This window comes from Rathayibacter sp. AY1F9 (genome assembly GCF_002932155.1).
Lineage (GTDB): Bacteria > Actinomycetota > Actinomycetes > Actinomycetales > Microbacteriaceae > Rathayibacter.
Map to the genome: position 1 here is coordinate 51269 of NZ_PSVA01000004.1, position 25530 is coordinate 76798.

Genomic DNA, 25530 nt, shown 5'->3' on the forward strand with positions numbered 1-25530 from the left:
TATTTCCCCACGTTCGGCCCTCGAGGCACGAGCCCCGACGCAGTCAGGAGCCCCCGCCATGACCCGTCCCCTCCCGAGGGATCCCGTCCTCCGCCGGGCCGTCGCCGCGGCACGCTCGCACGAGCGCGAGCGCCGGGCGGTCCTCTCGCGTCGGGCGGTCCTCGGCGGGATCGGCCTCGGAGCGGGTGCCCTCGCCCTGGCCGCCTGCGCCCCGCAGACCCGTGCCGCTCCGACCGCCGCCGCCGACGGATCGGCCGGCGACCCGCGCCTGGTGTGGGACAACTGGCCCGCCTACATGGACGAGGACGACGACGGGAACCACCCCACGCTCCAGGGCTTCGAGGAGCAGACGGGCATCGCGGTGACCTACAACGTCGCCGTCGACGACAACAACTCGTACTACGGCAAGGTGAAGGATCAGCTCGCGCTCGGGCAGTACATCGGCGCCGACACGGTCTGCCTGACGGAGTGGATGGTCTCGCGCCTGGTCCGCCGCGGCTACGTGCAGGAGCTCGACCACGCGAACATCCCGAACATCGCCAACCTCACCCCCTCGCTGGCGAACCCCGACTTCGATCCGGGCCGCCGGCTCTCCCTCCCGTACCAGGCGGGGTTCTCGGGCATCTGCTGGAACAGGGAGAAGCTGCCGAAGGGCCTCTCGAGCATCGAAGATCTGTGGGATCCGTCGCTCCGCGGCCGCGTCGGCGTGCTGAGCGAGATGCGCGACACGATCGGGCTCATCATGCTCGCTCAGGGGACGGACATCGCCGGCTCCTGGGGCGACGATGAGTACATGAACGCGATCGACGTCTTCCGCGAGCAGGTCGACGCCGGACAGATCCGCAACATCAAGGGGAACGCGTACCTCAACGACCTGCAGAACGAGGACACCCTCGCGGCGATCTGCTGGTCCGGCGACATCACCCTGATCAACGCCGAGGCCGGCGACAAGTGGGAGTTCGCCTTCCCCGACTCGGGCGGCGCGCTCTGGAACGACACCTTCGTGGTCCCGATGGGCTCCGAGCGCAAGGCCAACGCCGAGGCCCTGATGAACTACTACTACGAGCCCGAGGTCGCCGCCGAGGTGGCCGCCTGGGTCAACTACATCACCCCCGTGGATGGAGCGAAGGACGTCATGGAGAGCATCGATCCGGAGCTGGCCGAGAACCAGCTGATCTTCCCCGACGAGGACACGCTCGCGCAGGCGCACGTGTTCCGGACCCTGACCGCCGCGGAGGAGAAGGAGTACCAGGCCGAGTTCCAGAAGGTGCTCCTGGGCATCTGATGGCGATCGGGACCTTCGCCGAGAGCGGCGCCGACCTCCAGCTGGTCGGGATCAGCAAGCAGTACCCGGGCTTCACGGCCATCGACTCCCTGGACCTCACCATCCCGGCGGGCTCCTTCTTCGCCCTGCTGGGCCCCTCGGGCTGCGGCAAGACGACGACGCTGCGCCTGGTCGCCGGGCTCGAGGAGCCCTCCGCCGGCCGGATCCTCATCGGCGGGCGGGACGTCACCGAGACGAAGACGTACCAGCGGCCCGTCAACACCGTGTTCCAGTCGTACGCGCTGTTCCCGCACATGTCGATCCTCGAGAACGTCGCCTTCGGCCTGAAGCGGCGGAGGATCGCCGACCCCGTCGGCAAGGCGCACGAGGCGCTCCGTCTGGTCGAGCTCGACCACCTCGCCCAGCGCCGCCCCGCGCAGCTCTCCGGTGGTCAGCAGCAGCGGGTCGCCCTCGCGCGCGCCCTCGTCAACCGGCCCGCCCTGCTCCTGCTCGACGAGCCGCTCGGCGCCCTCGATCTCAAGCTCCGCCGGCAGATGCAGCTGGAGCTCAAGTCCATCCAGGAGGAGGTGGGCCTCACCTTCCTCCACGTCACGCACGACCAGGAGGAGGCCATGACGATGGCCGACACCGTCGCGGTGATGAACAAGGGCAGGATCGAGCAGATGGGCGCGCCGGAGGAGCTCTACGAGCTCCCGCGCACCGCGTTCGTCGCGAACTTCCTCGGCCAGTCCAACCTCTTCACGGGCGAGGTGGTCGGCAGCACCGACCGCGCACTCACCGTCGACGCGGGCGGGCACCGGATCGTCGTGCCCGTCGCCCGCTGCGCCCGCACGAGCGGGGAGATCACGGTCGGCGTCCGCCCCGAGAAGCTCCTGCTGCTGACGCAGGAGCCGCCGGCGGACTCCGGCCGGAACGTGCTCGGGCCCGGTCGCGTGGTCGACGTCTCCTTCAGCGGGGTCAGCACCCAGTACACGATCCGGATGCCGGGCCTGGGCCCGGTGGTCGTCTTCGCGCAGAACATGGTCTTCGGGCCGGTCGTCGGCGAGGGAGCGGAGGTGTGGGTCGGCTTCAGCACCGAGCACGGCTTCGGACTCGCGGACGAACCGGGCTCGGTCCCGCGCTTCGAGGCGGACGACTCCACCAGCGCCATCGCCGTGCAGCGCCGGGGGCTCCTGGCCGGTCGCAGCGGGGGAGCGTAGGCATGGCCTTCGCCGCCTTCGCCACGGGGCAGGCGGATCCTCAGGACGCTCCGGTCCGCCGGCGGTCGACGATCGCGCTGGTCCTGCTGCTGCCGGGCATCGCCTACATGCTGCTGTTCTTCCTGGCACCGCTGATCTCGCTCGTGCTCACCTCGTTCCAGGCCGAGGTGCCGGACGGGGACATCGGCGAGTACGCCCCCGGGTTCGCCTGGCAGAACTACCTCGTGGTGATGGGCGACTACTGGCCGCACGTGCTCCGCTCCTTCGGCTACGCGCTGATCGCGACGGTGCTCGCGCTGGTGATCAGCTACCCGCTGGCCTACTTCATCGGAGTGAAGGCGCGGCCCTGGCCGCTGCTGCAGAACCTGCTCCTCACGCTGGTGATCGCGCCCTTCTTCATCAGCTTCCTGCTCCGGACGCTGGCGTGGAAGCAGATCCTCGCGGACGAGAGCCCGCTCGTGCAGGCGCTCAAGGCCGTGGCGGTCCTGCCGAGCGACGGCCACCTCACGGGGACGCCGCTCGCCGTGATCTTCGGCATCACCTACAACTTCATCCCGTTCATGACGCTGCCGCTGTACACGACGCTCGAGCGCCTCGACGTGCGCTTCCTGGAGGCCGGGTCGGATCTCTACGCGCACCCCGCCTCCGTGTTCTGGAGCGTGACCGTCCCCCTGTCGATGCCGGGCATCGTCTCGGGCACGCTGCTGACGTTCATCCCCGCGGCGGGCGACTACATCAACGCGAGCCGGGACTTCCTCGGCTCGTCGCAGACCTCGATGGTGGGCAACGCGATCGAGGCGAACTTCCTCACGCTCGAGAACTACCCGGCGGCCGCCGCGCTCTCGATCGTGCTGATGGCCGTGATCCTGGTCATCGTCGGCTTCTACGTGAAGCGCAGTGGAACGGAGGACCTCCTGTGACCGCGACGGCCGACCGTCCGCTCGCGAGCGCCCAGGAGGCGCTCGGCGCGCCGCCCCCCGCCCCGATCCGGGGCCGCCGCCGCTTCCGGGGCCTCGGGCTCGGCGTCTACACGGCGCTGGCGCTGCTCTTCCTGCTCATCCCTATCGGGTACACCTTCGTCTTCTCCTTCAACGACTCGGGGAAGAGCAACCTCGCCTGGCGCGGGTTCACCCTCGACAAGTGGGTGTCGGCCTGGACCAGCGAGGAGGTGATGACCGCCTTCGGGAACAGCCTGCTGGTCGGTGTGATCGCCACCGTGCTGGCCACTGCGCTCGGCACCATGATCGCCATCGCGCTCGTGCGGTTCCGCTTCCGGTTCCGGTCGGCGATCAGCCTGCTGCTGTTCCTCCCCATGGCGACTCCGGAGGTGGTGCTCGGAGCCGGCCTCGCCGCGCAGTTCCTCAGCGTGGGCGCCGAGAAGGGGCTGGTCACGATCGTGCTGGCGCACACGATGTTCTGCATCAGCTTCGTCGTGGTCACCGTGAAGGCGCGGGTGGCGAGCCTGGACCCGAAGCTGGAGGAGGCGGGACGCGACCTCTACGCGTCGCCGAACCAGGTCTTCTGGCGGATCACCTTCCCGCTGCTGCTGCCCGGCATCCTCGCCGCGGCGCTGCTCTCGTTCGCGCTGAGCTTCGACGACTTCATCATCACGAACTTCAACTCCGGATCGGTCACCACGTTCCCGAAGTACATCTACATCGCGGCGGCGCGCGGCATCCCGGCGGAGGCGAACGTCATCGCATCGGCGGTGTTCGTCCTCGCGATCCTCGTGGTGGTGATCACGCAGGTCTCCGCGGCGGCCCGGGCGAAGCGCCTCGCGCGCGAGCAGTAGCTCAGGGCGTGCCGGGACGTGCGGTCAGACGTAGGAGGCGCGGATCGCGCCGACCGGGCGCCCGCCGCCCGACACGACCGGGTTCAGCCGCACCAGCACGTCGTTCGCCGCGGTCCGGTCCACCGCGTCCGCCTCGACCAGGAGCTTCAGTGCGACCACGGTCGCGGCGCGGAGGCTCCCGTCGAGGATCTTCAGGGCGACGGTGGTGCCGTCGGGCGAGGCCATCACGAGCACGCCCTCGGCGCCGAGCTTGGCGACCAGGCCCAGGCGCTCGATCACGACGGTGTTGTCCCGGCCCGGGCCGTCGATCGCCCACGCGTTCTCGAGGATCGCGGCCGTGAGGACGCCGGCCTGGCGGTAGAGGCCGAACGGTGAGGCGGGGGAGGAGGACACGATCCGCGAGACGCCCTTCGCCAGCGCGGTCAGAGGAAGGGCGTGCACGGGAGCTCCGCAGCCGTCGATCCCCGAGGCCACGACGCGCTCGCCGGTGAGGCGCTCGATCGTGTCGACGATGTGCTGCTGCAGCGGGTGCGTCCGCTCGAGGTAGTCCTCGGTGCTCCAGCCGTTCTGCACGCAGGCCAGCAGCATCGCCGCGTGCTTGCCCGAGCAGTTCATGTAGAGCGGGTCCGGAGTCGCGCCCGCCCGCAGCAGCTGAGCGCGGGTCCCGGAGTCGCCGGGCCAGTCGGCCGGGCACTGCAGGGCGGTGTGGTCCAGGCCGGCGCGGAAGAGCAGGTTCTGCACCAGCGCCACGTGCTGGGGGATGCCGGCGTGGCTCGCGGTGGCGATGACCGCCTCCGCGCCGTTCAGCTCGACTCCGGCGGTCATCACCGCGAGGGCCTGGAACGGCTTGAGGCAGGAGCGGGGGAAGACGGGAGCCGTCGGGGTGCCGAGGCTGCGGGCGACGCGGCCCTCGGAGTCGAGGAGGACGGCGGAGCCGGCGTGGCGCGACTCGACGAACCCGGATCGCTCGACGACGGCCAGCTCGACGGACTCGGCGACGGTGAAGGTTCCTGCTGGCATCCCCCCATCCTGCCCGATGCGCCGCCCGGTCCCGCGCTCCCGGAGACGCCGAAGGCCACCGGGGAGCGCCTCGGCGCCCGCGGTGGCCTTCGGAGGATCGCGCCTAGAGGGTGGCGAACGCGTCGGCGATGACCGACACGGCGTCGTCGAGCAGCTCGTCGGTGAGGGCGAGGCTCGGCAGGAAGCGGACCACATTGCCGTAGGTGCCGGCGCTCAGCACGAGGACCCCGTGCTGGGCGGCGTAGTCGATGATCGCCTGGACCGCGACGGCGTTCGGCTCCTTCGTGGTGCCGGCGGTGCCGGGCTGCACGAGCTCCATCGCCATCATCGCGCCGATGCCGCGGACGTCGCCGATGATGTCGTAGCGCTCCTGCAGGCCTCGCAGCGCCGCGCCCAGGCGGGCGCCGATCCGGTCGGCCTCGGCGAGGAGGCCCTCGCGCTCGATGCGCTCGAAGACCGCGACGGCGGCGGCGGCGGCGACGGGGTTCCCGCCGAAGGTGCCGCCCAGTCCGCCGGCCTGCGCCGAGTCCATGATCTCGGCGCGGCCCGTCACACCCGCGAGCGGCAGGCCGCCGGCGATGCCCTTGGCCGAGAGGACGAGGTCGGGGACGAGGCCGAGGTGCTCGCTGGCGAACCAGGCGCCGGTGCGGGCCATGCCCGACTGGATCTCGTCGGCGACGAAGACGATGCCGTTGGCCGTGCACCACTCCTGCAGTGCCGGGAGGAAGCCGTCGGCGGGGACCATGAAGCCGCCCTCGCCCTGGATGGGCTCGGCGACGAGGCAGGCCAGGGCGGAGGCGCCGACGGTCTTCTCGAGGTACGAGATCGCGCGCTGGGCGGCCTCGGCTCCCGACAGGCCGTCGTGGTACGGGTACGAGCTCGGGGCGCGGTGGACGTCGCTGGCGAAGGGGCCGAAGCCCAGGCCGTAGGGCAGCGCCTTGAAGTTCATGGCCATCGTGAGGTTCGTGCGGCCGTGGTACGCGTGGTCGAGCACCGCGACGCCCGGGCGGCCGGTGTGCTTGCGCGCGATCTTGACGGCGTTCTCGACCGCCTCGGCACCGGAGTTGACCAGGACGGTCTTCTTGGCGAAGTCGCCGGGGGTGTGCTGGGCCAGCAGCTCCGCGACGCGGATGTAGGGCTCGTACGGAGTGACGGTGAAGAGGGTGTGCGTGAGGCGCGCGAGCTGCTCCGCGGCGGCCGCGACGACGGAGTCGTCGGTGTGCCCGATCGTCGTGACGCCGATGCCGGCGCCGAGGTCGATGAAGCTGTTGCCGTCGACGTCGACCAGGATCGCGCCGTGCGCGCGGTCGATGTAGACGGGGAGCGCGGTGCCGACGCCGGTGGGCACGACGGCGAGGCGGCGCTCGTGCAGGGCCCGGGATCGCGGCCCGGGGATCTCGGTCGCGACGCGCCGCTCCTGGGGGACTGCGGACGTGGGAACCTGGGGGGCGAGCGTGTCTGTCATGGTCCTCGGAGTCTACCCGCGGGGGTTCCGCGTCCAGAGGTCCAGACCGGCGCGACCGGCCTGATCCACCGCCGTCGAGGAGGAGCCCGATGAAGTCCGAGCACGAGTACGCGGTGTCCGTCGTCTGGGAGGGCGACCGGGGCACCGGCACGAGCGGCTATCGCGAGTACGGGCGCCAGCTGACCGTCACGGCGGAGGGCCCGGCGCCCATCCTCGCCTCGGCCGACACGCCCTTCCGGGGCGACGCCGACCGCTGGAACCCGGAGCAGCTGCTCCTCGCGGCGCTCGCGCAGTGCCACCTCCTCTCCTACCTGCACGTGGCGGTCAAGAACGGAGTCGTCGTCACCGGCTACACGGACGACGCGGTGGGCTCGATGCTGCAGGAGGGGGAGAGCGGCCGCTTCACCTCGGTGACCCTCCGGCCCCGCGTCACTGTCGCCGAGGAGTCGATGGTGGCGATCGCCCAGACGCTGCACGCCGAGGCCTCCCGGCTCTGCTTCATCGCCAACTCGGTGAACTTCCCCGTCGCCCACGAGCCGGAGGCGTCCGCGCGCTGAGGCTCAGCGGCGCTCGTGCGGGAGCGCCCGGCGGATGCGCTCGACCGTGGTCGTCGGCGGCGACTCGTTGTACGCACCGGCGAGCTCCTGCCCGGAGAGCGCGTGGACGGCCGCCATCACCTCGTCGGTGGCGTGGCGTCGGGCGCGGCCGGAGTCGGCGGAGCCGTGCCGCGAGAGGTCCAGCGGAGCCCCGAAGCGGACCGTGATCCGGTGCAGGCGCGGCACCCTCGTGCCCACCGGCTGGAGCTCCTGCGTGCCGATCATGCCGACGGGGACCACCGGCGCGCCCGTGGTGAGGGCGAGCCATGCCACTCCGGTGCGGCCCTTGTAGAGGCGCCCGTCGCGGGAGCGGGTGCCCTCGGGGTAGACGGCGAACGCCTCGTCCCGCTCGAGGATCGCCCGGCCGAGGTCCAGCGCCTCCTGAGCGGCCTGGCCGGCGCCGCGCTCGACCGCGACGGCTCCGACGCTCGTGAAGAAGGCGCGAGAGAGGGCGCCCCGCACGCCGGTCCCCGTGAAGTAGTCCGACTTGGCCAGGAACTGCACCGGCCGCGGGGCGAGCAGCGTCAGCACCGGGGAGTCGATGAACGAGAGGTGGTTGGCCGCCAGGATCACGCGTCCCTCGGCCGGGACGTTGTCGCGCCCCTCCACGATCGGCCGGTAGACCAGCCGGCCGACGCCGCCGATGGACAGGCGCGCCAGACGCGCGGAGAGGCCGATCCCCGGGGGAGTCGGCCTCTCGTGGTCGTCGTCGATCCGCATTCCGACGAAGCTACCGGGGCGTCCATGCCGCTCCGGTCATGCGGCGGATCAGCCGAACTGGGCGAGCGCCTCCTCGATGACCGTCGCGGCGTCGTCGATGAGCTCCTCGCTGATGACCACGCTCGGCATGATCCGCAGCACGCTGTCCCAGCTGCCCGCGTCGAGGACGATCACGCCGTTCGTGGTGGCGTGCTTCAGGATCGCGGTGAGCGCCTCCGGGTACTGCTTCTTCGTGCCCGGGTGGACGAGCTCGACGCCCCACATCGCGCCCTTGCCGCGGACCTCGCCCACGACCGCGAAGCGCTCGGCCCAGTCGCCGATCCGCGCCTGCAGCAGGCGCTCGACCCGCTGCGCCTCCTCCAGCAGGCCCTCGGACTCGATCGCCTCGAACGTCGCGAGCGCCGCGGCGGTGGAGACGGGGTTGCCGCCGAACGTGCCGCCGATGCCGCCGGGCTGCACGGCGTCCATGATCTCGGCGCGGCCGGTGACGGCGGCGAGCGGGAAGCCGCCGGCGATGCCCTTGGCCGTCGTGATGAGGTCCGGGACCACGCCGTGGTGCTCGATGGAGTACCAGGTGCCGGTGCGGGCGATGCCGGCCTGGATCTCGTCCGCGACGAAGACGATGCCGTTCTCGGTGCAGAACTCGGACAGGCGGCGGAAGTAGCCCGGCGCCGGGATGATGATGCCGCCGTCGCCCTGGATCGGCTCGACGAAGAGCGCGGCCAGCTCCTGCGCGCCGATGTGGGTGGTGATGTAGTCGATGGTGCGCTCGGCCGCCTCCTCGCCCGTCATGCCCTCGGGGTCGCGGAACGGGTAGCTGATCGGGAGGCTGTAGATCTCGCCCGGGAAGGGGCCCATGCCCGCGCGCTCCGGCCAGGGGCGGTAGGTCATCGCCATCGTGAGGTTGGTGCGGCCGTGGAAGGCGTGGTCGAGCGTCGCGATGGCGCGGCGGCCGGTGAACTTCCGCGCGATCTTGACGGCGTTCTCGACCGCCTCCGCGCCGGAGTTGACCAGGATCGAGTGCTTCTCGAAGTCCCCGGGGGTGATCTCGGCGAGCTTCTCGGCGACCCGGACGTAGTTCTCGTACGGAGTGACGGTGAAGAGGGTGTGCGTCAGCTTCTCGGCCTGCGCGGCGGCCGCCGCGGCGACCGCGGGGTGCGCGTGGCCGATGGTGGTCACTCCGATGCCGCAGCCGAGGTCGATCAGGCGGTTGCCGTCGACGTCGACCAGGACCGCGCCCGACGCGTGGTCCATGTAGATGTTCGCGAGCGTCCCGGCGCCGCGGGAGACGCTGGCGACGCGGCGCTCCTGGAGGGCGACGGAGCGCGGGCCGGGGAGCTCGGTGACGAGCTCTCGGGACTGGGGGACCGAGAATTCACGCATGCCCCGATGGTAGGCCTGGGACCGTTCGAGGACCCGCACCCAGCGCGTTGCGAGGCGCGCCGTGCAGGATGGAGGCGATCCCCGAACGTCCACCGGCCGCCGCCGGTCACGAAAGGTGCCCCTGTGCGCAGAACCCTCGCGATCCTCGCCGTCCTCGGCGCCTCCCTGAGCCTGGCGGCCTGCACCCCCGGGGAGCCGGATGCAGCGCCGTCCGCCTCCGCCACCCCGCTCGGCTGCGCGACCGAGGGCGAGGCGACCGCCGCAGTGCAGACCAGCGGCGACTTCGCCACCAAGCCGGTCACCGTGTTCCCCAGCCCGGTCAGCGTGGACGCCACCGAGCGCTCCGTCGCGATCGAGGGCACCGGCGAGGAGGTCGCCGAGGGCGACACCGTGCTGGTCGACTACACGCTCTACAACGGGACGAGCGGTGCCGAGTTCTCGGCGAGCAGCTACGCGTCCGGTGGCCGCGCGGCCTTCGAGGTCGACACCGACCAGTACCTCGCCGGTCTCGTGAAGGCCGTCAACTGCGCGACCGTCGGCTCGCGCGTCGTCGCCGTCGTTCCCCCGGCCGACGCGTTCGGCGACGCCGGGCAGAGCCAGTTCGGCATCGCCGCGACCGACTCGATCGTCATGGTGATCGACGTCGAGCAGATCGTGCCGACCGCCGCCGACGGCGAGCCGCAGCCCCCGGTCGACGGCCTGCCGACGGTGGCGCTCGCCGAGGACGGGGCGCCCACCGTCACCATCCCCTCGACCGACCCGCCCGCCGACCTGCAGCTCGCCGTCCTCAAGAAGGGGAGCGGCGCGACCGTGGCCGACGGCGACCAGCTGATCGTGCAGTACCAGGGCGTGGTCTGGGGCACCGGCGAGGTGTTCGACCAGAGCTGGGGGAAGCCCGCTCCCGCCGCCTTCGGCACCGGCGACGTGATCGAGGGCTTCAAGGAGGCCGTGGTCGGCCAGACCGTCGGCTCGCAGGTGCTCGTCACCATCCCGCCGTCGAAGGGCTACGGCGACCAGGGCAACCAGAACGCGGGGATCAGCGGGACCGACACCCTCGTCTTCGTGGTCGACATCCTCGCCATCAGCTGACCGGGAGGCGCTGGGTGCTCCGTGCCAGGATGGGCGGATGCGCAGGGTCATCATCCTCGGCTCGACCGGGTCCATCGGCACGCAGGCTCTCGACGTCATCGGCGCGAACCGCGAGCGGTTCGAGGTCGTCGGCCTCGCCGCCGGCTCGAACCGGGCGGCGGTCGCCGAGCAGGCGTCCGCGTTCGGCGTCGAGCACACGGCGTTCGGTGCGGAGGAGGCCGAGCAGCTGATCCGCTCGGTCGATGCGGACGTCGTGCTGAACGGGATCACCGGCTCGGTGGGGCTCGGCCCGACGCTCGCGGCGCTCGAGGAGGGCAGGACGCTCGCCCTCGCCAACAAGGAGTCGCTGATCGTCGGCGGCGAGCTCGTCACCTCGCTCGCCGGTCCCGGCCAGATCGTGCCGGTCGACTCCGAGCACTCCGCGATCGCCCAGGCCCTCCTCGCGGGCGAGCACCGCGAGGTCCGCCGCCTCGTGCTGACCGCGTCCGGCGGGCCGTTCCGGGGACGCGACCGCGCCTCCCTCCGCGACGTCACCCCGGCGCAGGCGCTCGCACATCCGACCTGGGACATGGGCCTGGTCGTCACGACCAACTCCTCCACCCTGGTCAACAAGGGGCTCGAGGTGATCGAGGCGCACCTGCTCTTCGACGTCCCCTACAACCGGATCGACGTCACCGTGCACCCGCAGTCGGTGATCCACTCGATGGTCGAGTACGTCGACGGCTCGACGATCGCCCAGGCCTCGCCGCCGGACATGCGGCTCCCGATCTCGCTCGGCCTCGACTGGCCGCACCGCGTCGCCGGGGTCGGCGTCCCGCTCGACTGGACCCGCTCCCACTCCTGGACGTTCGAGCCGCTGGACGAGGAGGCGTTCCCCTCGGTCCGGCTCGCAAAGCGCGTCGGGGAGGCGGGCGCCTCCTACCCGGCCGTGTTCAACGCGGCGAACGAGCAGGCCGTGCAGGCGTTCCACGCGGGGCGGATCGGCTACCTCGACATCCTCGAGACGGTGGAGGCGGTGGTCGACGCGCACAGCGTCGACGGCACGCTGACCCGCGAGTCGCTGGCCGCGGCGGAGGAGTGGGCGCGCCGCACGGCGGACGAGCGGATCGCCGGAGTCTGACCAGGGGTCATCCGAACGGGCTCCTTCTCCGCGGATCCGTGTCGGCGGACGTCGCGCCGCTGATCCGCTCGGCCGCGGAGTTCATCGGATCCGTGCAGGCGCACCCCAGCGTGGACGGGCGGGCCCGGCCTACAGTGTGTCGGTGGAATCCGTGCTGCTCTTCGTCCTCGGCGTCGTCATCATCGCCGTCGGCGTCGCCCTCTCCATCGCCCTGCACGAGGTCGGGCACCTCCTCCCCGCCAAGCTGTTCGGGGTCAAGGTCACGCAGTACATGATCGGGTTCGGGCCGACCCTCTTCTCCCGGCGCCGAGGCGAGACGGAGTACGGCGTCAAGGCGATCCCGCTCGGCGGCTACATCGCCATGATCGGCATGTACCCGCCGAAGCACCCGGGGGACCGGCCCACGGAGTCGAGCACCGGTTTCTTCAACGGCCTGGCGTCCTCCGAGGCCCAGCTCGAGGAGCCCCGGCGCGGCGCCTACGCCACGATGATCGACGAGGCCCGCGCCGCCAGCGCCGAGACGATCGGCGACGGCGAGGACCACCGCGCGTTCTACCGGCTCCCCGTGTGGAAGCGCGTGATCGTCATGGCCGGCGGCCCCTTCATGAACCTCGTGATCGCCACGGTCCTCTTCACCGTCCTCCTCTGCGGCATCGGGATCCCGCAGAGCACCAGCACCCTCGCCGCGGTCTCGCAGTGCGTGGTCCCGGAGTCGCAGCGCGCGACCGCGACCTGCACCGCCGACGACCCGCTGGCACCCGGAGCCGCGGCCGGCCTGCTGCCGGGCGACACGATCACGGCGATCGACGGCACTCCGGTGAGCACCTGGAACGACCTGACCCCGATCATCCAGCGCTCCGCGGGCGTCCCGCTCAGCGTGTCCGTCCAGCGCGACGGCGCCCCGCTGACCCTCACGATCACCCCCGCCGAGAACGAGGTCGCGGTGACCGACGCGAACGGCGCCCCCGTCACCGACGCCTCCGGTGCGATCGAGACGCAGACGGTCGGCTTCATCGGCATCTCGCCCACATCGGCCCTCGCGCAGCAGCCGGTCACCGCGGTGCCCGAGACGGTCTGGTCGAACATCACCAGCGTCGCCCATGTGATCCTCAACCTGCCGCAGCGCCTCATCGACGTCGCCCGGGCGGCGTTCGGCTCGGAGGCGCGCGATGCCAACGGCCCGATCAGCGTCGTCGGAGTCGGCCGGATCGCGGGCGAGATCGCCGCCTCCGACCAGCTCCCCGTCGTGTCCAAGGTGCAGACGATGGTCGGCGTCCTCGCCTCGCTCAACGTCGCCCTCCTCGTCTTCAACCTGGTGCCGCTGCTCCCCATGGACGGCGGCCACATCGCCGGTGCCCTCTGGGAGGGCCTGCGCCGCCGGATCGCCAAGCTCTTCGGACGCCGCGACCCCGGCCCCGTCGACATCGCCCGCCTGCTCCCGCTCACCTACGTCGTCGTCCTCGTCCTCGGCGGCATGAGCGCCCTCCTCATCTACGCCGACATCGTCAAGCCGATCACGCTGTTCTGAGTTGGATTCCACGCCGGGCCTCGCCCGGCGTGGCGCGGTCGGCTTCTCGGGGTGGGGGCGTGGGTGGAGCGGGGTGCGGACGGCTGGGGCGAAACGCTGGGATGCGATTCACCCGTTCGCCTCGGGGCTGCGACCGTCTGAGGTGAATCGCTGGGACGGGATCGGCGGTTCGGCTCGGGAGCGAGGCGACCGCGGATCGTCGTGCGGTCTCGGGCTGAGAGCAGGTGCGGTGGACGGGTTCCGAGGCGCGCAGGAGGGGCGGCGGCTGGGAAGGTGCGGCGAGCGGACGAGGGGTCCCGCGGCGCGCGTACGATGGGGCGCGTGCCAGCAGTGAATCTGGGTCTTCCCAAGGTCCCCATGACCCTCGCCCCCCGCCGCAAGTCCCGCCAGATCAAGGTGGGCAAGGTGCTCGTGGGCGGTGACGCGCAGGTCAGCGTCCAGTCGATGTGCACCACACCGACGACGAACATCAACGCGACCCTCCAGCAGATCGCCGAGCTCACCGCGTCCGGCTGCGACATCGTCCGCGTCGCGGTGCCGAGCCGCGACGACGCGGAGGCGCTGCCGATCATCGCCAAGAAGAGCCAGATCCCGGTCATCGCCGACATCCACTTCCAGCCCAACTACGTCTACGCCGCGATCGACGCCGGCTGCGCCGCGGTCCGCGTGAACCCCGGCAACATCCGAAAGTTCGACGACCAGGTCGGCAAGATCGCCGCCGCCGCGAAGGCCGCCGGCGTCTCGATCCGCATCGGCGTCAACGCCGGCTCGCTCGAGCCGAGCATCCTGCAGAAGTACGGCAAGCCCACCCCCGAGGCCCTCGTCGAGAGCGCCGTCTGGGAGGCCAGCCTCTTCGAGGAGCACGACTTCCACGACTTCAAGATCTCGGTCAAGCACAACGACCCCGTCGTCATGGTGAAGGCCTACCGCCAGCTCGCCGAGCGCGGCGACTGGCCCCTCCACCTCGGCGTCACCGAGGCCGGCCCCGAATTCCAGGGGACCATCAAGTCCGCCACCGCCTTCGGCATCCTCCTCGGCGAGGGCATCGGCGACACCATCCGCGTGTCCCTCTCGGCCCCGCCCGCGCAGGAGGTCAAGGTCGGCCTGCAGATCCTCCAGTCGCTGAACCTCCGCGAGCGCAAGCTCGAGATCGTCTCCTGCCCCAGCTGCGGCCGCGCGCAGGTCGACGTCTACACGCTCGCCAACGACGTCACCGCCGGCCTCGAGGGCATGAGCGTCCCGCTGCGCGTCGCCGTCATGGGCTGCGTCGTCAACGGACCCGGCGAGGCCCGCGAGGCCGACCTGGGCGTCGCCTCCGGCAACGGCAAGGGCCAGATCTTCGTCAAGGGCGAGGTCATCAAGACCGTCCCCGAGGCCGAGATCGTCCAGACCCTCATCGAGGAGGCCAACCGCCTGGCCGCCGAGATGCCGGCCGACGACACCTCGACCGGAGCCCCGGTCGTCACCGTCGGCGCGAACTGACGGCGCGGGGCGGATCGACGTGGTCCGCCCCGCACTGCGCCTCGCGCTCGTGGTCGTCGCCGCCGCGCTCCTCGCCTCCGGTGTCGCCGCGCTCCGCAGCGGCCCGTCCTCCGAGGCCGGCGAATGCATCGACAGCCGCAGCCCGCAGGACCCCTTCGGCTGCGACCGCTGGGTGCTGACCGCGGCCGAAGGGGAGACCCCGTACACGGCCTGGGTCGAGGACGCCCGCGTCCGCCTCCGCTCCGAGAGCGTCGGGGGTGCGCCGACCCTGGTCGTCGGCACGGGCTGCCTCGTGGTCAGCGCCGCCCACCGGATCGACGACGGCGTGCTGGTCCCCGGCGACGAGGTGACCGGATCCGACAGCTGCTCCGACACGCCGAGCCCCGAGGCCATCCGGCTCCGGGCGCTCCTCTCCGGCCCGATGACGATCGGCGGCACCCCCGACGACGTGCTGCTGGACGGCACGGGCGGAGCGGTCGTCTTCTCGCGGATCCCCGACTGAGGCTCCCGGCGCCCTCGCGAGCCGGGGGAGCGCAGCGGATAGGATCGTCCCTCGTGGTCACCCGTCTCTCGCATCTGTTCGTCCGCACGCTCCGGGAGGATCCCGCCGACGCCGAGGTCGCGGGCCACCGCCTCCTCGTCCGCGCGGGCTACATCCGCCGTCAGGCGCCCGGCGTCTTCGCCTGGCTGCCGCTGGGCCTGCGCGTCAAGCGCCGCATCGAGCGGATCATCCACGAGGAGATGGAGGCGGCCGGCGCCCAGGAGGTGCACTTCCCCGCGCTCCTGCCCCGCGAGCCCTACGAGCTCTCGGGCCGCTGGACCGAGTACGGCGACGGCGTGTTCCGCCTGAAGGACCGCAAGGACGCCGACTATATGCTGGCTCCCACGCACGAGGAGTTCTTCACACTGCTCGTGAAGGACCTCTACTCCTCCTACAAGGACCTGCCCCTGTCGATCTACCAGATCCAGGACAAGTACCGGGACGAGGCGCGGCCCCGCGCGGGCCTCCTGCGCGGTCGCGAGTTCACGATGAAGGACGCGTACTCCTTCGACTACACCGACGCCGGCCTCGACGCGAGCTACCAGCGCCAGCGCGACGCCTACGAGCGGATCTTCGCCCGTCTGGGCCTGGAGTACGTGATCGTGCAGGCCGACGCCGGAGCGATGGGCGGCTCCCGGAGCGAGGAGTTCCTGCACCCCACCCCCGTCGGCGAGGACACCTTCGTCCGGTCGGCGGGAGGGTACGCGGCGAACGTCGAGGCGTACCGCACGCCCGTCCCCGCGGCGCTGCCCGTCGAGGGCCTGCCCGAGGCGCGCGTCTTCGACTCGCCCGACACCCCGACCATCCAGACCCTGGTCGACCTGGCGAACGCGACGCAGCCCCGCCCCGACGGCCGCGCCTGGACCGCCGCCGACACCCTGAAGAACGTCGTCCTCGCGCTCACCGCGCTCGACGGCACCCGCGAGCTCGTGATCGTCGGCCTGCCCGGCGACCGCGACGTCGACCTCAAGCGCGCCGAGGTGGCCTTCGCCCCGGCCGAGGTCGAGGCCGCCACGGCGGAGGACTTCGCGACGCACCCCGGACTGGTCAAGGGCTACATCGGACCCTGGTCGGCCGAGGGAGCCGTCCTGGGCGAGGAGTCGGCGACCGGCGTCCGCTACCTGCTCGACCCGCGCGTGGTCGACGGCACCGCCTGGATCACCGGGGCCAACGTCTCCGGGCAGCACGTCCTCGACCTGGTCGCCGGCCGCGACTTCCACGGCGACGCCACCGTCGAGGTCGCGGACGTCCGCACCGGCGACGAGGCGCCCGACGGCTCGGGCCCGATCGAGACCGCCCGCGGCATGGAGATCGGCCACGTCTTCCAGCTCGGCCGCAAGTACGCCGACGTCCTCGGGCTGAAGGTGCTCGACGAGAACGGGAAGCTGGTCACCGTCACGATGGGCTCCTACGGCATCGGCGTGACCCGCATCCTCGCCATCATCGCCGAGGCCACCCACGACGACCGCGGACTGCTGTGGCCCGCGAACGTCGCGCCGTTCGACGTGCACGTCATCGCGACCGGCAAGGACGCGGCGGCTCTCGAGCTCGCCGAGTCGGTCGGCGCCTCCCTCGAGGCCGCCGGCCGCGACGTGCTGATCGACGACCGCCCGAAGGTTTCGCCCGGCGTCAAGTTCGGCGACGCCGAGCTGATCGGGGTGCCCGTGATCGTCATCGCGGGGCGAGGAGCGGCCGACGGGATCGTCGAGCTGTGGGACCGCCGGTCCGGCGAGCGCGAGCAGCTCCCGGTCGCCGAGGCGCTCGCCAGGCTGGGCGCCTAGACCCGACACGCCGAGGCGCTCGCCCGGCTGGGCGCCTAGACCCGACACGCCGAGGGCCCCGCCACCGCTTCCCGCGGCAGGCGGGGTCCTCCGTGCCTCGGCGGGATCCGCGGGTGGAACCCCGGGCCGCGTCGGGTACCCTTGAGGGCTGATCCGGGTGAGAGCCCGGCAGGCGAACGACCGCGGTCACCACCGCGGCATCCAAGTGAATAGAGAGAAAGGCCCGCCCGTGGACATCGACCTGAGCGTTCTGCGACTCATGGAGCGCGAGCGCGAGATCCCCTTCGAGGAACTCGTGCAGATCATCGAGCAGGCGATCCTGACCGCCTACCTCAAGCACATCGGCCAGGCCGACGACGCCGACAAGGCCACCGCCGTCGACGCGCGAGTGCACCTCGACCGCAAGACCGGTCACGTCTCGGTCTTCGTGCCCGAGCTCGACGAGGAGGGCGCCGTCGTGGGCGAGGCCGAGGACTCCCCGCGCGACTTCGGCCGCATCGCCGCCTTCGCCGCGAAGCAGGTCATCAACCAGCGCCTGCGCGACATCGCCGACGAGCACGTGCTCGGCGAGTTCAAGGGCCGCGAGGGCGACATCGTCGCCGGCGTCATCCAGCAGGGCCCCAACCCGCGGATGATCCACGTCGACCTCGGCTCCATCGAGGCGATCCTCTCGCCCGAGGAGCAGGTGCCCGGCGAGGACTACAGCCACGGACGCCGCATCCGCGTCTACGTCACGAGCGTCGGCCGCGGACCCAAGGGCCCGTCGGTCCAGGTGTCCCGCACCCACCCGTCGCTGGTGCGCAAGCTGTTCGCCCTCGAGGTCCCCGAGATCGCGTCCGGCGTTGTGGAGATCGTCTCCCTCGCCCGCGAGGCGGGCCACCGCACCAAGATCGCGGTGCGCGCGACCGAGCCCGGCGTGAACGCCAAGGGCGCCTGCATCGGCGAGCTCGGCCAGCGCGTGCGCGCGGTGACCGCCGAGCTCAACAACGAGAAGATCGACATCGTCGACTACTCCTCCGACCTGCCGACCTTCGTCGCCAGCGCGCTCTCGCCCGCCAAGGTGACCAGCGCGTTCGTGATCGACCAGAGCCTCAAGGCCGTCCGGGCGCTCGTCCCCGACTACCAGCTCTCGCTCGCCATCGGCAAGGAGGGCCAGAACGCCCGCCTCGCCGCCAAGCTGACCGGCGCGAAGATCGACATCCAGCCCGATTCGGTGATGGACGGGGAGTGATCCCCGAGCATCGGCCGTGCGGGGGAGCGGTCCTGGAGGGGAGGGAGTAGAGTGGAAGCCGTCAGAACGTGCGTCGGCTGCCGTCTGCGCGCCCCCCGGGCCTCTCTTCTGAGGCTGGTCCTCCACTCGAACGTCCTCGCGGTAGACCCGCGTGCCGTCCGTCCTGGTCGGGGAGCGTGGCTCCACGACACTGCCGACTGCTACGAGCTCGCGGTCAAGCGCCGCGCGTTCGGAAGAGCGTTCCGGACACGCGAGAGCGTGGACGCGAGCGAGCTGGAGCAGTACATCGCACGATCCGACCGGCTCGGCCCCTCGACCGGAGGGGCCGGAGCAGCGCACGATCACACCATAGAGAACAGGCAGAACGGCCCGTGAACTGATCATGAGCGAAGACTGATGAGCGGCTCGAAATGAGACCCGTCCGTTCGTGACGCCTGCCCCCGTCTTGGGTGCAGGCCCAAGACAGGAGAGAAGTGGCAAAACCACGCGTACACGAGATCGCATCCGAACTGGGTGTCGATAGCAAGGTCGCACTTGCGAAGTTGAAGGAGCTCGGCGAGTTCGTCAAGGGCCCGTCCTCGAGCATCGAACCCCCGGTGGCGCGCAAGCTCCGCCAGGCCCTCCAGGGCCAGGGCGGTTCCTCCGCGGGAGCGTCGGCGACCCCGGCCGCCCCCGCCGCCGGCGCCCGTCCCGGGGCCCCGCGCCCCTCCGGCGCGCGTCCGTCCGCGCCCACGCCCGGACCGGCCAAGCCGCCCGCTCCGGCGCCGGCACCGCCGATGTCGGTCGCCGAGCGCCAGGCCCAGGCTCAGGCCGCCCAGGAGGCCGCGGCCGCTCAGCGCGCTCAGGCAGCCAAGGACGCGCCCGCCGAGGCCGCCGCTCCGGCTCCGACCGAGGCCCCCGCGGCTCCGGCCGCCGCCGAGAAGCCGGCGTCCGGCGCGACCCCCGGCGGACCCAAGCCCGTCACCCCGCGTCCGGCTCCCGCCGCGAACACCCCGCGCCCCGGCGGCGCCTCGGGCGGCTCCAACCGCCCCGGCGGCACCCCGCGCCCGGGCAACAACCCGTTCGCCAGCAACCAGGGCATGGGACAGCGTCCCGCCGCCCCGCGCCCCGGCAACAACCCCTTCGCCAGCTCGCAGGGCATGGGATCGCGTCCGACCCCGGGCAACATCCCCCGCCCCGCTGCTCCGCCGCCGGGTCCGCCGGGACGCTGGCCGAAGCCGGCGGACCCGGCGGCGGAGCAGGACGTCCCGGCGGTGCCGGTCGTCCGGCCGGCGGCGGCTTCCAGCGCCCCGGCGGCGCTCCCGGTGCCGGTGGCGGCTTCGCCCCGCGTCCCGGTGGCGGTGGCGGTCGCGGTCGCGGCCCCGGCGGTGGAACCGCAGGAGCCTTCGGTCGCGGTGGCGGCAAGAGCAAGGCCCGGAAGTCCAAGCGCACGAAGCGTCAGGAGTTCGAGCTCAGGGAGGCCCCGTCGCTCGGCGGCGTCAGCGTCCCCCGCGGCGACGGCAGGACGGTCATCCGTCTGCGCCGCGGCGCGTCGATCTCGGACTTCGCCGACAAGATCGAGGCCATGACCGGCGTGCCGGTGCCCCCCGGCAACCTGGTCACCGTCCTCTTCGCCCTCGGCGAGATGGCGACGGCCACCGAGTCGCTCGACGAGGCCACCTTCGAGGTGCTCGGCTCCGAGCTCGGCTTCAAGATCCAGGTCGTCTCGCCCGAGGACGAGGACAAGGAGCTCCTCGAGGGCTTCGGTCTCGACCTCGAGCAGGAGCTCGACGACGAGACGGACGAGGACCTCGAGATCCGTCCCCCCGTCGTCACCGTCATGGGTCACGTCGACCACGGAAAGACGCGCCTGCTCGACGCGATCCGCAACGCCAACGTCGTCGCCGGCGAGGCGGGCGGCATCACGCAGCACATCGGTGCGTACCAGGTCGTCGCGGAGCACGAGGGCATCGAGCGCCCGATCACCTTCATCGACACCCCGGGTCACGAGGCGTTCACCGCCATGCGAGCCCGCGGTGCCCAGGTCACGGACATCGCGATCCTCGTGGTCGCGGCGGACGACGGCATCATGCCGCAGACCATCGAGGCGCTGAACCACGCCCAGGCGGCCAACGTGCCGATCGTGGTCGCGGTGAACAAGGTGGACAAGCCCGACGCCAACCCGGCCAAGGTGCGCCAGCAGCTCACCGAGTTCGGGCTCGTCGCCGAGGAGTACGGCGGAGACGTCATGTTCGTCGACGTGTCGGCTCGCGCGGGCACCGGCATCCAGGACCTCCTGGACGCCGTGCTGCTCACCGCGGACGCCGGTCTCGACCTGCGCGCCAACCCCAACAAGGAGGCGCGCGGAGTCGCGATCGAGGCGAAGCTCGACAAGGGACGCGGTGCGGTCGCGACCGTGCTCATCCAGTCGGGAACGCTGCGCGTCGGAGACGCGATCGTCGCCGGAACGGCCTACGGCCGCGTCCGTGCGATGGCGGACGAGAACGGCAACGCCGTCCTCGAAGCCGTGCCGTCGCGTCCGGTGCAGGTGCAGGGACTCTCGTCCGTGCCCCGCGCCGGCGACACCTTCCTCGTCACCGAGGAGGACCGCACGGCCCGTCAGATCGCCGAGAAGCGCGAAGCCGCTCAGCGCAACGCCCTGCTGGCCAAGGCCCGCAAGCGCATCTCGCTCGAGGACTTCACCCGTGCTCTCGAGGAGGGCAAGGTCGAGTCGCTCAACCTCATCATCAAGGGCGACGTGTCCGGTGCCGTCGAGGCGCTGGAGGAGTCGCTCGTCAAGATCGAGGTCGACGACTCGGTGCAGCTGCGCATCATCCACCGCGGTGTCGGTGCGATCACGGAGTCGGACGTCAACCTCGCGACGATCGACAACGCGATCATCGTGGGCTTCAACGTCCGCCCCGACCCGAAGGCCCGCGAGCGCGCTGCTCGAGAAGGAGTGGACATCCGCTTCTACTCGGTCATCTACAACGCGATCGAAGAGGTCGAGAACTCGCTCACGGGCATGCTCAAGCCCGAGTTCGAGGAGGTCCAGTCCGGTGTCGCCGAGATCCGCGAGGTGTTCCGCTCCTCCAAGTTCGGCAACATCGCGGGTGTCATCGTCCGCTCCGGCACGATCACCCGCAACTCGAAGGCGCGCGTCATCCGTGACGGCGTCGTGGTCGGGGACAACCTGGCCATCGAGTCGCTGCGTCGCTTCAAGGACGACGTCACGGAGGTCCGTACGGACTACGAGGCCGGTATCGGACTCGGAAAGTACAACGACATCCAGATCGGCGACGAGATCGAGACGATCGAGATGAAGGAGAAGCCGCGAGGCTGATCCGCTCCACTGGAAGGCCCGGGTCCGCCCGGGCCTTCCGGCGTCTCACGGCGCTGTTCGTGCGGGATCGGGAGGGGACTCTCGTCCTCTCGCGCCCTGCGGGAGGAATCGGGGGCCGCCCGTGTCCCGGAGGTGCGCACCCTCCAGCGTGCGCTTCCGCACCTCCGGGCGTGGGAGGCCGGCCCCGATCAGACGTTCTTGCAGCGGTGACTGCGCCCGCTGAGCGAGCAGCGAGCCTGCGGGCGACGTCCGGCTCCCGATCCAGCACCTGAGCCTTCCCGCCCCCCCCCCCCCGATCCCCGAGGATCAGGGAGCCGCGAGGAGGCACCCCACCCGCGCCGTCGCAGACGCGCGGTCGAGGGGCATCACGCCCCAGAAGCAAGGCCCCCTCGGACGCGACCGGTCGTCCGGGCGGAGAGTGGTTGAATGGCGAGCTGAACGGTTCGCCGAGAGAGATGTGAGGACCAGCCATGGCAGATCCGGCCCGGGCGAGGAAGCTCGCCGAACGTATCCAGGTGATCGTCGCGAAGCGGCTCGAGCGCGGTCTCCGCGACCCGCGCCTCGGCTTCGTCACCATCACCGATGTCCAGGTGACCGGCGACCTGCAGCACGCCTCGGTGTTCTACACGGTCTACGGCACCGATGAGGAGCGCGCCGATTCGGCCGCGGCCCTCAAGGCCGCCACCGGAATGCTCCGCACCGAGGTGGGCAGGAACATCACGTCCCGGCTCACGCCGTCGCTCGAGTTCATCCTCGACGCGGTGCCCGAGAACGCGAAGCACATCGAGGATCTGCTCGCCGCCGCGCGCAGCCAGGACTCGCAGGTGCAGTCGCTCGCCGCTCAGGCGGACTACGCCGGCGAGGCCGACCCCTATGTGAAGCCCCGCGAGGACGACGAGGACTAGGCGCCGAGCCCGAACACCGCGGAGCCCGTGGCGACGTCGACCGATTCCAGGACGACGACGACACGGGCTCCCGGCGTGAGCGGGGCCGGGACGTCGACGGTGATCTCCGGGTCGAGCAGCTGGACCGAGGAGCGGGTGCGCGTCGAGGAGACGACGATCCCGCTGAAGGAGGCTCCTTCGCGGCCGCGGAGGACGGCGGCCTCGACGATCGCGGTCGCCGCACGGGAGGCGGCTCCGGCCCGGCGGTCGCTCGCGGCGAGGAGCGGCGGGAGCAGGGGCAGCGCCTCGCGCAGCTGCGACGGGATCGTTCCGCCGCGGGACACCGCGAGGCAGACGGCGAGGCCGAACCGGTCGACCAGGCGCCGCAGCGGCGCGGTGACGTGCGCGTACGGCGCGGCGAGAGCCGCCTGCTCGGGATGCTCCGGCGGGGCGCCGTCGAAGGCGGTGTAGCCGGCGCCGCGGAACAGGCTCGCCGCGGCGTACATGATGGCGAGCTGGGCGGGGTCGGCGGTGTCGAGGCGGCGCAGGTAGGCGCCGTAGGCCTCCTCCTCGGGCCACGGGACGCCGAGCGCCGCGGCTCGGGAGCGGAAGGCCGCGACGGTGGCGGGGTCGGCCTCGGGCATGGTCCGGAGGATGCCCACCCCCGCGTCGAGCATCATCGTCGCCGCCGCCATACCGGTCAGCAGCGAGACCTGGGCGTTCCAGCCCTCGACGGCCAGGGGAGCGCGGCGCTCGACCCGGTAGCCGCCGTCGGCGGCGACGATCTCCTCCTCGGGCAGCGTCAGGCTCGCTCCTCCACGCTCGGCCTCGCGCGCCAGGCGCTCGCGTCCGAACCAGGGGAGGAGGGCGAGGGAGGGGTGCGGATCGCCCGCGTCGACGCTGCGCTGCACGCCCTCGTAGTCGAGCCGGGCCACGCTGCGGACGAGCGCCCGCTCGAGGTGCACCGAGCGCGGCTCCGCCCGCTCGTCGAGGGTCAGCGTCCAGACCAGCGCTCGGCGCGTCTCGTCCGGCAGGAGCGACGCGGTCCCCTCGGAGAGGACCGCGGGGTGCAGCGGGACGCGGCCGTCCGGGAGGTAGTAGGTCTGGCCGCGGCGGCGCGTCTCGGCGTCGAGCGCTCCGCCGGTGCGGACGACCGCGGGCACGTCCGCGATGGCGTAGCGGAGGACGACGCCCTCCGACGTGCGCTCCAGGTGGAGGGCCTGGTCCAGGTCGAGCGAGCCGGGCGGGTCGATCGTCACGAAGGGGAGGTCCGTCCGGTCGACGCGGTCCTCGTCGTCCGCTCCGGCGTCCGCGTGCTCGGCCTCGGCCAGCGCGGCCGGCGGGAACGGGCCGGGCAGGTCGTTCTCGACGCGGACCGCGGCGAGGGCGCGCTGGACGTCCAGGGCGAGGTCGACGTCGAGGGCGCGCTCGACGGCGGCGTCGGGGCGGGGGAGGCGGAGGCGGCGACCGGTCACGGCGCCGACCCTACCCGCCTCCTCCGACGCGGACGGCGGTCGACGGGCCCTCAGGAGCCGGGGAGGAGGTAGCCGTCCTCCGGGCCGCCCGTCGCCAGGCCGTCGGCGAGGAGCCCGGCCAGGGCGCGACCGCGCTGGTCGGCGTCCGGCCAGAGAGACTCCACCTCGGCCGCGGTGACCGGGCCGTGCGCGGCGCGCAGCTCGGCGAGGATGAGGCCGCGGACCTGGCGGTCCGAGCCCTCGAACCGCTTCTGCTTCGCCTTCACGGGCCCGGTGTGCTCGGGGTACCCCTCCGCCCGCCAGCGGCAGAGGTCGCGGATCGGGCACTCGTCGCAGCGCGGAGCGCGGGCGGTGCAGACGATCGCCCCCAGCTCCATCGCGCCCGCGTTGAAGGCCGCCGCCTCGGAGAGCGACTCGGGCAGCAGCGCCGACATCGCGGCGAGGTCGGCCCTCGCGCGGGGCGGGCCGGGCTCCGCCGCTCCGTCGACCGCGCGCGCGAGGACCCGGCGGACGTTGGTGTCGACCACGGGGTGCCGCCTCCCGTAGGCGAACACGGCGATGGCGCGGGCGGTGTAGTCGCCGATGCCGGGCAGCGCGAGGAGGGTCTCGACGTCGTCGGGGACCACGTCGCCGTGCTCCTCGGCGATCGCCACGGCACAGGCGTGCAGGCGCAGGGCCCGCCGCGGATAGCCCAGGGACTGCCAGGCGCGCACCGCCTCGCCGGGAGGGACGGCGGCGAGAGCGGAGGGTGTCGGCCAGCGCTCCAGCCACTCCGCCAGACGCGGGACGACGCGGACCACCGGGGTCTGCTGCAGCATGAACTCGCTGACGAGCGTGCCCCAGGCGGGGAAGCCCTCGCGGCGCCACGGCAGGTCGCGGGCGCTCGTGCGGAACCAGGCGGTGATCGCGTCGGCGAGAGGGTCGGAGGGCATCAGCCCACACTAGGCGGCGGCGCGTATCGTGGGCGGATGACCAGGTGGGCTCCGCAGAAGGCCGATGTGCTCGACGCTCTCGCGGCGGAGGTGCTGCACAACTACGGGCGCGGACGGGTCAAGGTCGGGATCGACGGCGACGACCCCGCGGTGAGCGCGGCGTTCGCGCTCGACCTCGCGGCGGCGCTCCGCCGGGCCGGCAAGGACGCGATCGTCGCGCACCTCGCCGACTTCCGACGTCCCCGCGCCGATCGGGACGACCCCGCCGTGCCCGACGAGCAGCGCTCCTACGCGGCCGGGTACGACTACGAGCTCCTGCGCCGCGTGCTGCTCGATCCGTTCACCCTCGGCGGCAGCACCGGGTTCGTGCTCGCGGGCTTCGACGCGGTGCGCGACGAGGCGCGGCAGGCGCGCTGGCGGACCGCCGGCCGCGACGCGGTGCTGCTCGTCGACGGCGAGTTCGCCCTCCGGCCGGAGCTGCGCGGCGCGTGGAGCACCAGCATCCGCCTCGACACGCAGGAGCCGCCGGTGGACGCGGCGTACCGCGCCACGACGGATCCGCGCCGGCTGGCGGGGATCCTCGTCGACATCCGCGATCCGGAGCAGCCCCGGCGCCTCTTCGCCGACTCCTGCTGAGCCTCGGGACGGAGGCCGCCGCCGCGGGCGGCGTCCGTCCGACAGGGCC

Annotated in this window: 21 protein-coding genes and 1 pseudogene; 16 read left to right on the forward strand and 6 right to left on the reverse strand. The window is 72.2% G+C overall.

Annotation, left to right across the window (positions count from 1 at the left end; all coding sequences use genetic code 11):
- The first annotated feature begins 58 nt into the window (after nt 1–58).
- The 4 genes from C5C37_RS04320 (at nt 59) to C5C37_RS04335 (ending at nt 4276) form a co-directional block, all read left to right on the forward strand.
- A complete protein-coding gene (locus tag C5C37_RS04320; RefSeq protein ID WP_104223035.1) occupies nt 59–1285 on the forward strand; it encodes a PotD/PotF family extracellular solute-binding protein in 1227 nt (408 codons plus the stop codon).
- On the forward strand, nt 1285–2484 hold the full coding sequence (locus C5C37_RS04325; RefSeq protein ID WP_104223036.1) for an ABC transporter ATP-binding protein: 1200 nt from the start codon (nt 1285–1287) through the stop codon (nt 2482–2484). Before C5C37_RS04320 ends, C5C37_RS04325 begins: the two co-directional genes overlap by 1 nt.
- Nucleotides 2485–2486: 2 nt before the next feature.
- Entirely contained in the window at nt 2487–3404 is a 918-nt protein-coding gene (locus C5C37_RS04330; RefSeq protein ID WP_104246578.1) for an ABC transporter permease, read from the forward strand.
- Between the two features lie 65 nt (nt 3405–3469).
- The gene (locus tag C5C37_RS04335; protein ID WP_181027101.1) at nt 3470–4276 is read left to right on the forward strand and encodes an ABC transporter permease; all 807 of its coding nucleotides are present in this window, start codon (nt 3470–3472) and stop codon (nt 4274–4276) included.
- 24 nt (nt 4277–4300) lie between these two features.
- Here C5C37_RS04335 and C5C37_RS04340 read toward each other — a convergent pair whose 3' ends face one another.
- Together C5C37_RS04340 and gabT are read right to left on the reverse strand one after the other, a co-directional pair.
- Nucleotides 4301–5296: an asparaginase gene (locus tag C5C37_RS04340; protein WP_104223039.1), complete on the reverse strand. Its 996-nt coding sequence runs from the start codon at nt 5294–5296 to the stop codon at nt 4301–4303.
- A gap of 103 nt (nt 5297–5399) precedes the next feature.
- Nucleotides 5400–6761 carry a 4-aminobutyrate--2-oxoglutarate transaminase gene (gabT, locus tag C5C37_RS04345; protein ID WP_104223040.1) on the reverse strand — a complete coding sequence of 454 codons (1362 nt, stop codon included), beginning with the start codon at nt 6759–6761 and terminating at the stop codon, nt 5400–5402.
- 89 nt (nt 6762–6850) lie between these two features.
- On the opposite strand from gabT, the gene C5C37_RS04350 reads away from it, so the two are divergent.
- Entirely contained in the window at nt 6851–7318 is a 468-nt protein-coding gene (locus C5C37_RS04350) for an OsmC family protein (protein ID WP_104223041.1), read from the forward strand.
- A 3-nt stretch (nt 7319–7321) separates the two neighbouring features.
- Here C5C37_RS04350 and C5C37_RS04355 read toward each other — a convergent pair whose 3' ends face one another.
- Together C5C37_RS04355 and C5C37_RS04360 are read right to left on the reverse strand one after the other, a co-directional pair.
- Nucleotides 7322–8077, reverse strand: coding sequence for a 1-acyl-sn-glycerol-3-phosphate acyltransferase (locus tag C5C37_RS04355; protein WP_104223042.1), 756 nt, complete (start codon nt 8075–8077; stop codon nt 7322–7324).
- Nucleotides 8078–8125: 48 nt separating this feature from the next.
- A complete protein-coding gene (locus C5C37_RS04360) occupies nt 8126–9460 on the reverse strand; it encodes an aminotransferase class III-fold pyridoxal phosphate-dependent enzyme (protein WP_104223043.1) in 1335 nt (444 codons plus the stop codon).
- A 123-nt stretch (nt 9461–9583) separates the two neighbouring features.
- Between C5C37_RS04360 and C5C37_RS04365 the strand changes: the two genes are divergently transcribed.
- From C5C37_RS04365 to rbfA, 10 genes and pseudogenes are all read left to right on the forward strand, one after another.
- On the forward strand, nt 9584–10549 hold the full coding sequence (locus tag C5C37_RS04365) for an FKBP-type peptidyl-prolyl cis-trans isomerase (protein WP_159939270.1): 966 nt from the start codon (nt 9584–9586) through the stop codon (nt 10547–10549).
- A 37-nt stretch (nt 10550–10586) separates the two neighbouring features.
- The gene (locus tag C5C37_RS04370; RefSeq protein WP_104260216.1) at nt 10587–11669 is read left to right on the forward strand and encodes a 1-deoxy-D-xylulose-5-phosphate reductoisomerase; all 1083 of its coding nucleotides are present in this window, start codon (nt 10587–10589) and stop codon (nt 11667–11669) included.
- A gap of 142 nt (nt 11670–11811) precedes the next feature.
- Nucleotides 11812–13197, forward strand: coding sequence for an RIP metalloprotease (locus C5C37_RS04375; RefSeq protein ID WP_258060345.1), 1386 nt, complete (start codon nt 11812–11814; stop codon nt 13195–13197).
- A 321-nt stretch (nt 13198–13518) separates the two neighbouring features.
- Complete coding sequence (ispG, locus tag C5C37_RS04380; protein ID WP_173244694.1) at nt 13519–14679, forward strand: flavodoxin-dependent (E)-4-hydroxy-3-methylbut-2-enyl-diphosphate synthase; 1161 nt, start codon at nt 13519–13521, stop codon at nt 14677–14679.
- A gap of 19 nt (nt 14680–14698) precedes the next feature.
- Nucleotides 14699–15181, forward strand: a complete 483-nt coding sequence (locus C5C37_RS04385; protein WP_104338527.1) for a hypothetical protein — start codon at nt 14699–14701, stop codon at nt 15179–15181.
- Between the two features lie 53 nt (nt 15182–15234).
- Nucleotides 15235–17001, forward strand: coding sequence for a proline--tRNA ligase (locus C5C37_RS04390; protein WP_104338528.1), 1767 nt, complete (start codon nt 15235–15237; stop codon nt 16999–17001).
- 229 nt (nt 17002–17230) lie between these two features.
- Nucleotides 17231–18232, forward strand: coding sequence for a transcription termination factor NusA (gene nusA / locus C5C37_RS04395; RefSeq protein WP_104225180.1), 1002 nt, complete (start codon nt 17231–17233; stop codon nt 18230–18232).
- A 51-nt stretch (nt 18233–18283) separates the two neighbouring features.
- Nucleotides 18284–18607: a YlxR family protein gene (locus C5C37_RS04400; RefSeq protein WP_104225593.1), complete on the forward strand. Its 324-nt coding sequence runs from the start codon at nt 18284–18286 to the stop codon at nt 18605–18607.
- Between the two features lie 98 nt (nt 18608–18705).
- Nucleotides 18706–21554: pseudogene (gene infB / locus C5C37_RS04405) on the forward strand (translation initiation factor IF-2).
- Nucleotides 21555–22024: 470 nt separating this feature from the next.
- Nucleotides 22025–22459 carry a 30S ribosome-binding factor RbfA gene (rbfA, locus tag C5C37_RS04410; RefSeq protein ID WP_104223052.1) on the forward strand — a complete coding sequence of 145 codons (435 nt, stop codon included), beginning with the start codon at nt 22025–22027 and terminating at the stop codon, nt 22457–22459.
- Here the strand turns inward: rbfA and C5C37_RS04415 are convergent.
- Nucleotides 22456–23913, reverse strand: coding sequence for a ribonuclease catalytic domain-containing protein (locus C5C37_RS04415; protein ID WP_258074036.1), 1458 nt, complete (start codon nt 23911–23913; stop codon nt 22456–22458). The genes rbfA and C5C37_RS04415 overlap by 4 nt on opposite strands.
- A 50-nt stretch (nt 23914–23963) precedes the next feature.
- Entirely contained in the window at nt 23964–24845 is an 882-nt protein-coding gene (locus C5C37_RS04420; protein ID WP_104225596.1) for an A/G-specific adenine glycosylase, read from the reverse strand.
- Between the two features lie 36 nt (nt 24846–24881).
- On the opposite strand from C5C37_RS04420, the gene C5C37_RS04425 reads away from it, so the two are divergent.
- Nucleotides 24882–25481, forward strand: a complete 600-nt coding sequence (locus C5C37_RS04425; protein ID WP_146085184.1) for a hypothetical protein — start codon at nt 24882–24884, stop codon at nt 25479–25481.
- Nucleotides 25482–25530 lie beyond the last annotated feature (49 nt).

Bases quoted from the DNA above. Each gene is read 5' to 3' on its own strand.
- C5C37_RS04320 (WP_104223035.1), top strand. From the start codon at position 59: ATGACCCGTCCCCTCCCGAGGGATCCCGTCCTCCGCCGGGCCGTCGCC.
- C5C37_RS04325 (WP_104223036.1), top strand. From the start codon at position 1,285: ATGGCGATCGGGACCTTCGCCGAGAGCGGCGCCGACCTCCAGCTGGTC.
- C5C37_RS04330 (WP_104246578.1), top strand. From the start codon at position 2,487: ATGGCCTTCGCCGCCTTCGCCACGGGGCAGGCGGATCCTCAGGACGCT.
- C5C37_RS04340 (WP_104223039.1), bottom strand. From the start codon at position 5,296: ATGCCAGCAGGAACCTTCACCGTCGCCGAGTCCGTCGAGCTGGCCGTC.
- gabT (WP_104223040.1), bottom strand. From the start codon at position 6,761: ATGACAGACACGCTCGCCCCCCAGGTTCCCACGTCCGCAGTCCCCCAG.
- C5C37_RS04350 (WP_104223041.1), top strand. From the start codon at position 6,851: ATGAAGTCCGAGCACGAGTACGCGGTGTCCGTCGTCTGGGAGGGCGAC.
- C5C37_RS04355 (WP_104223042.1), bottom strand. From the start codon at position 8,077: ATGCGGATCGACGACGACCACGAGAGGCCGACTCCCCCGGGGATCGGC.
- C5C37_RS04360 (WP_104223043.1), bottom strand. From the start codon at position 9,460: ATGCGTGAATTCTCGGTCCCCCAGTCCCGAGAGCTCGTCACCGAGCTC.
- C5C37_RS04370 (WP_104260216.1), top strand. From the start codon at position 10,587: ATGCGCAGGGTCATCATCCTCGGCTCGACCGGGTCCATCGGCACGCAG.
- rbfA (WP_104223052.1), top strand. From the start codon at position 22,025: ATGGCAGATCCGGCCCGGGCGAGGAAGCTCGCCGAACGTATCCAGGTG.
- C5C37_RS04420 (WP_104225596.1), bottom strand. From the start codon at position 24,845: ATGCCCTCCGACCCTCTCGCCGACGCGATCACCGCCTGGTTCCGCACG.
- C5C37_RS04425 (WP_146085184.1), top strand. From the start codon at position 24,882: ATGACCAGGTGGGCTCCGCAGAAGGCCGATGTGCTCGACGCTCTCGCG.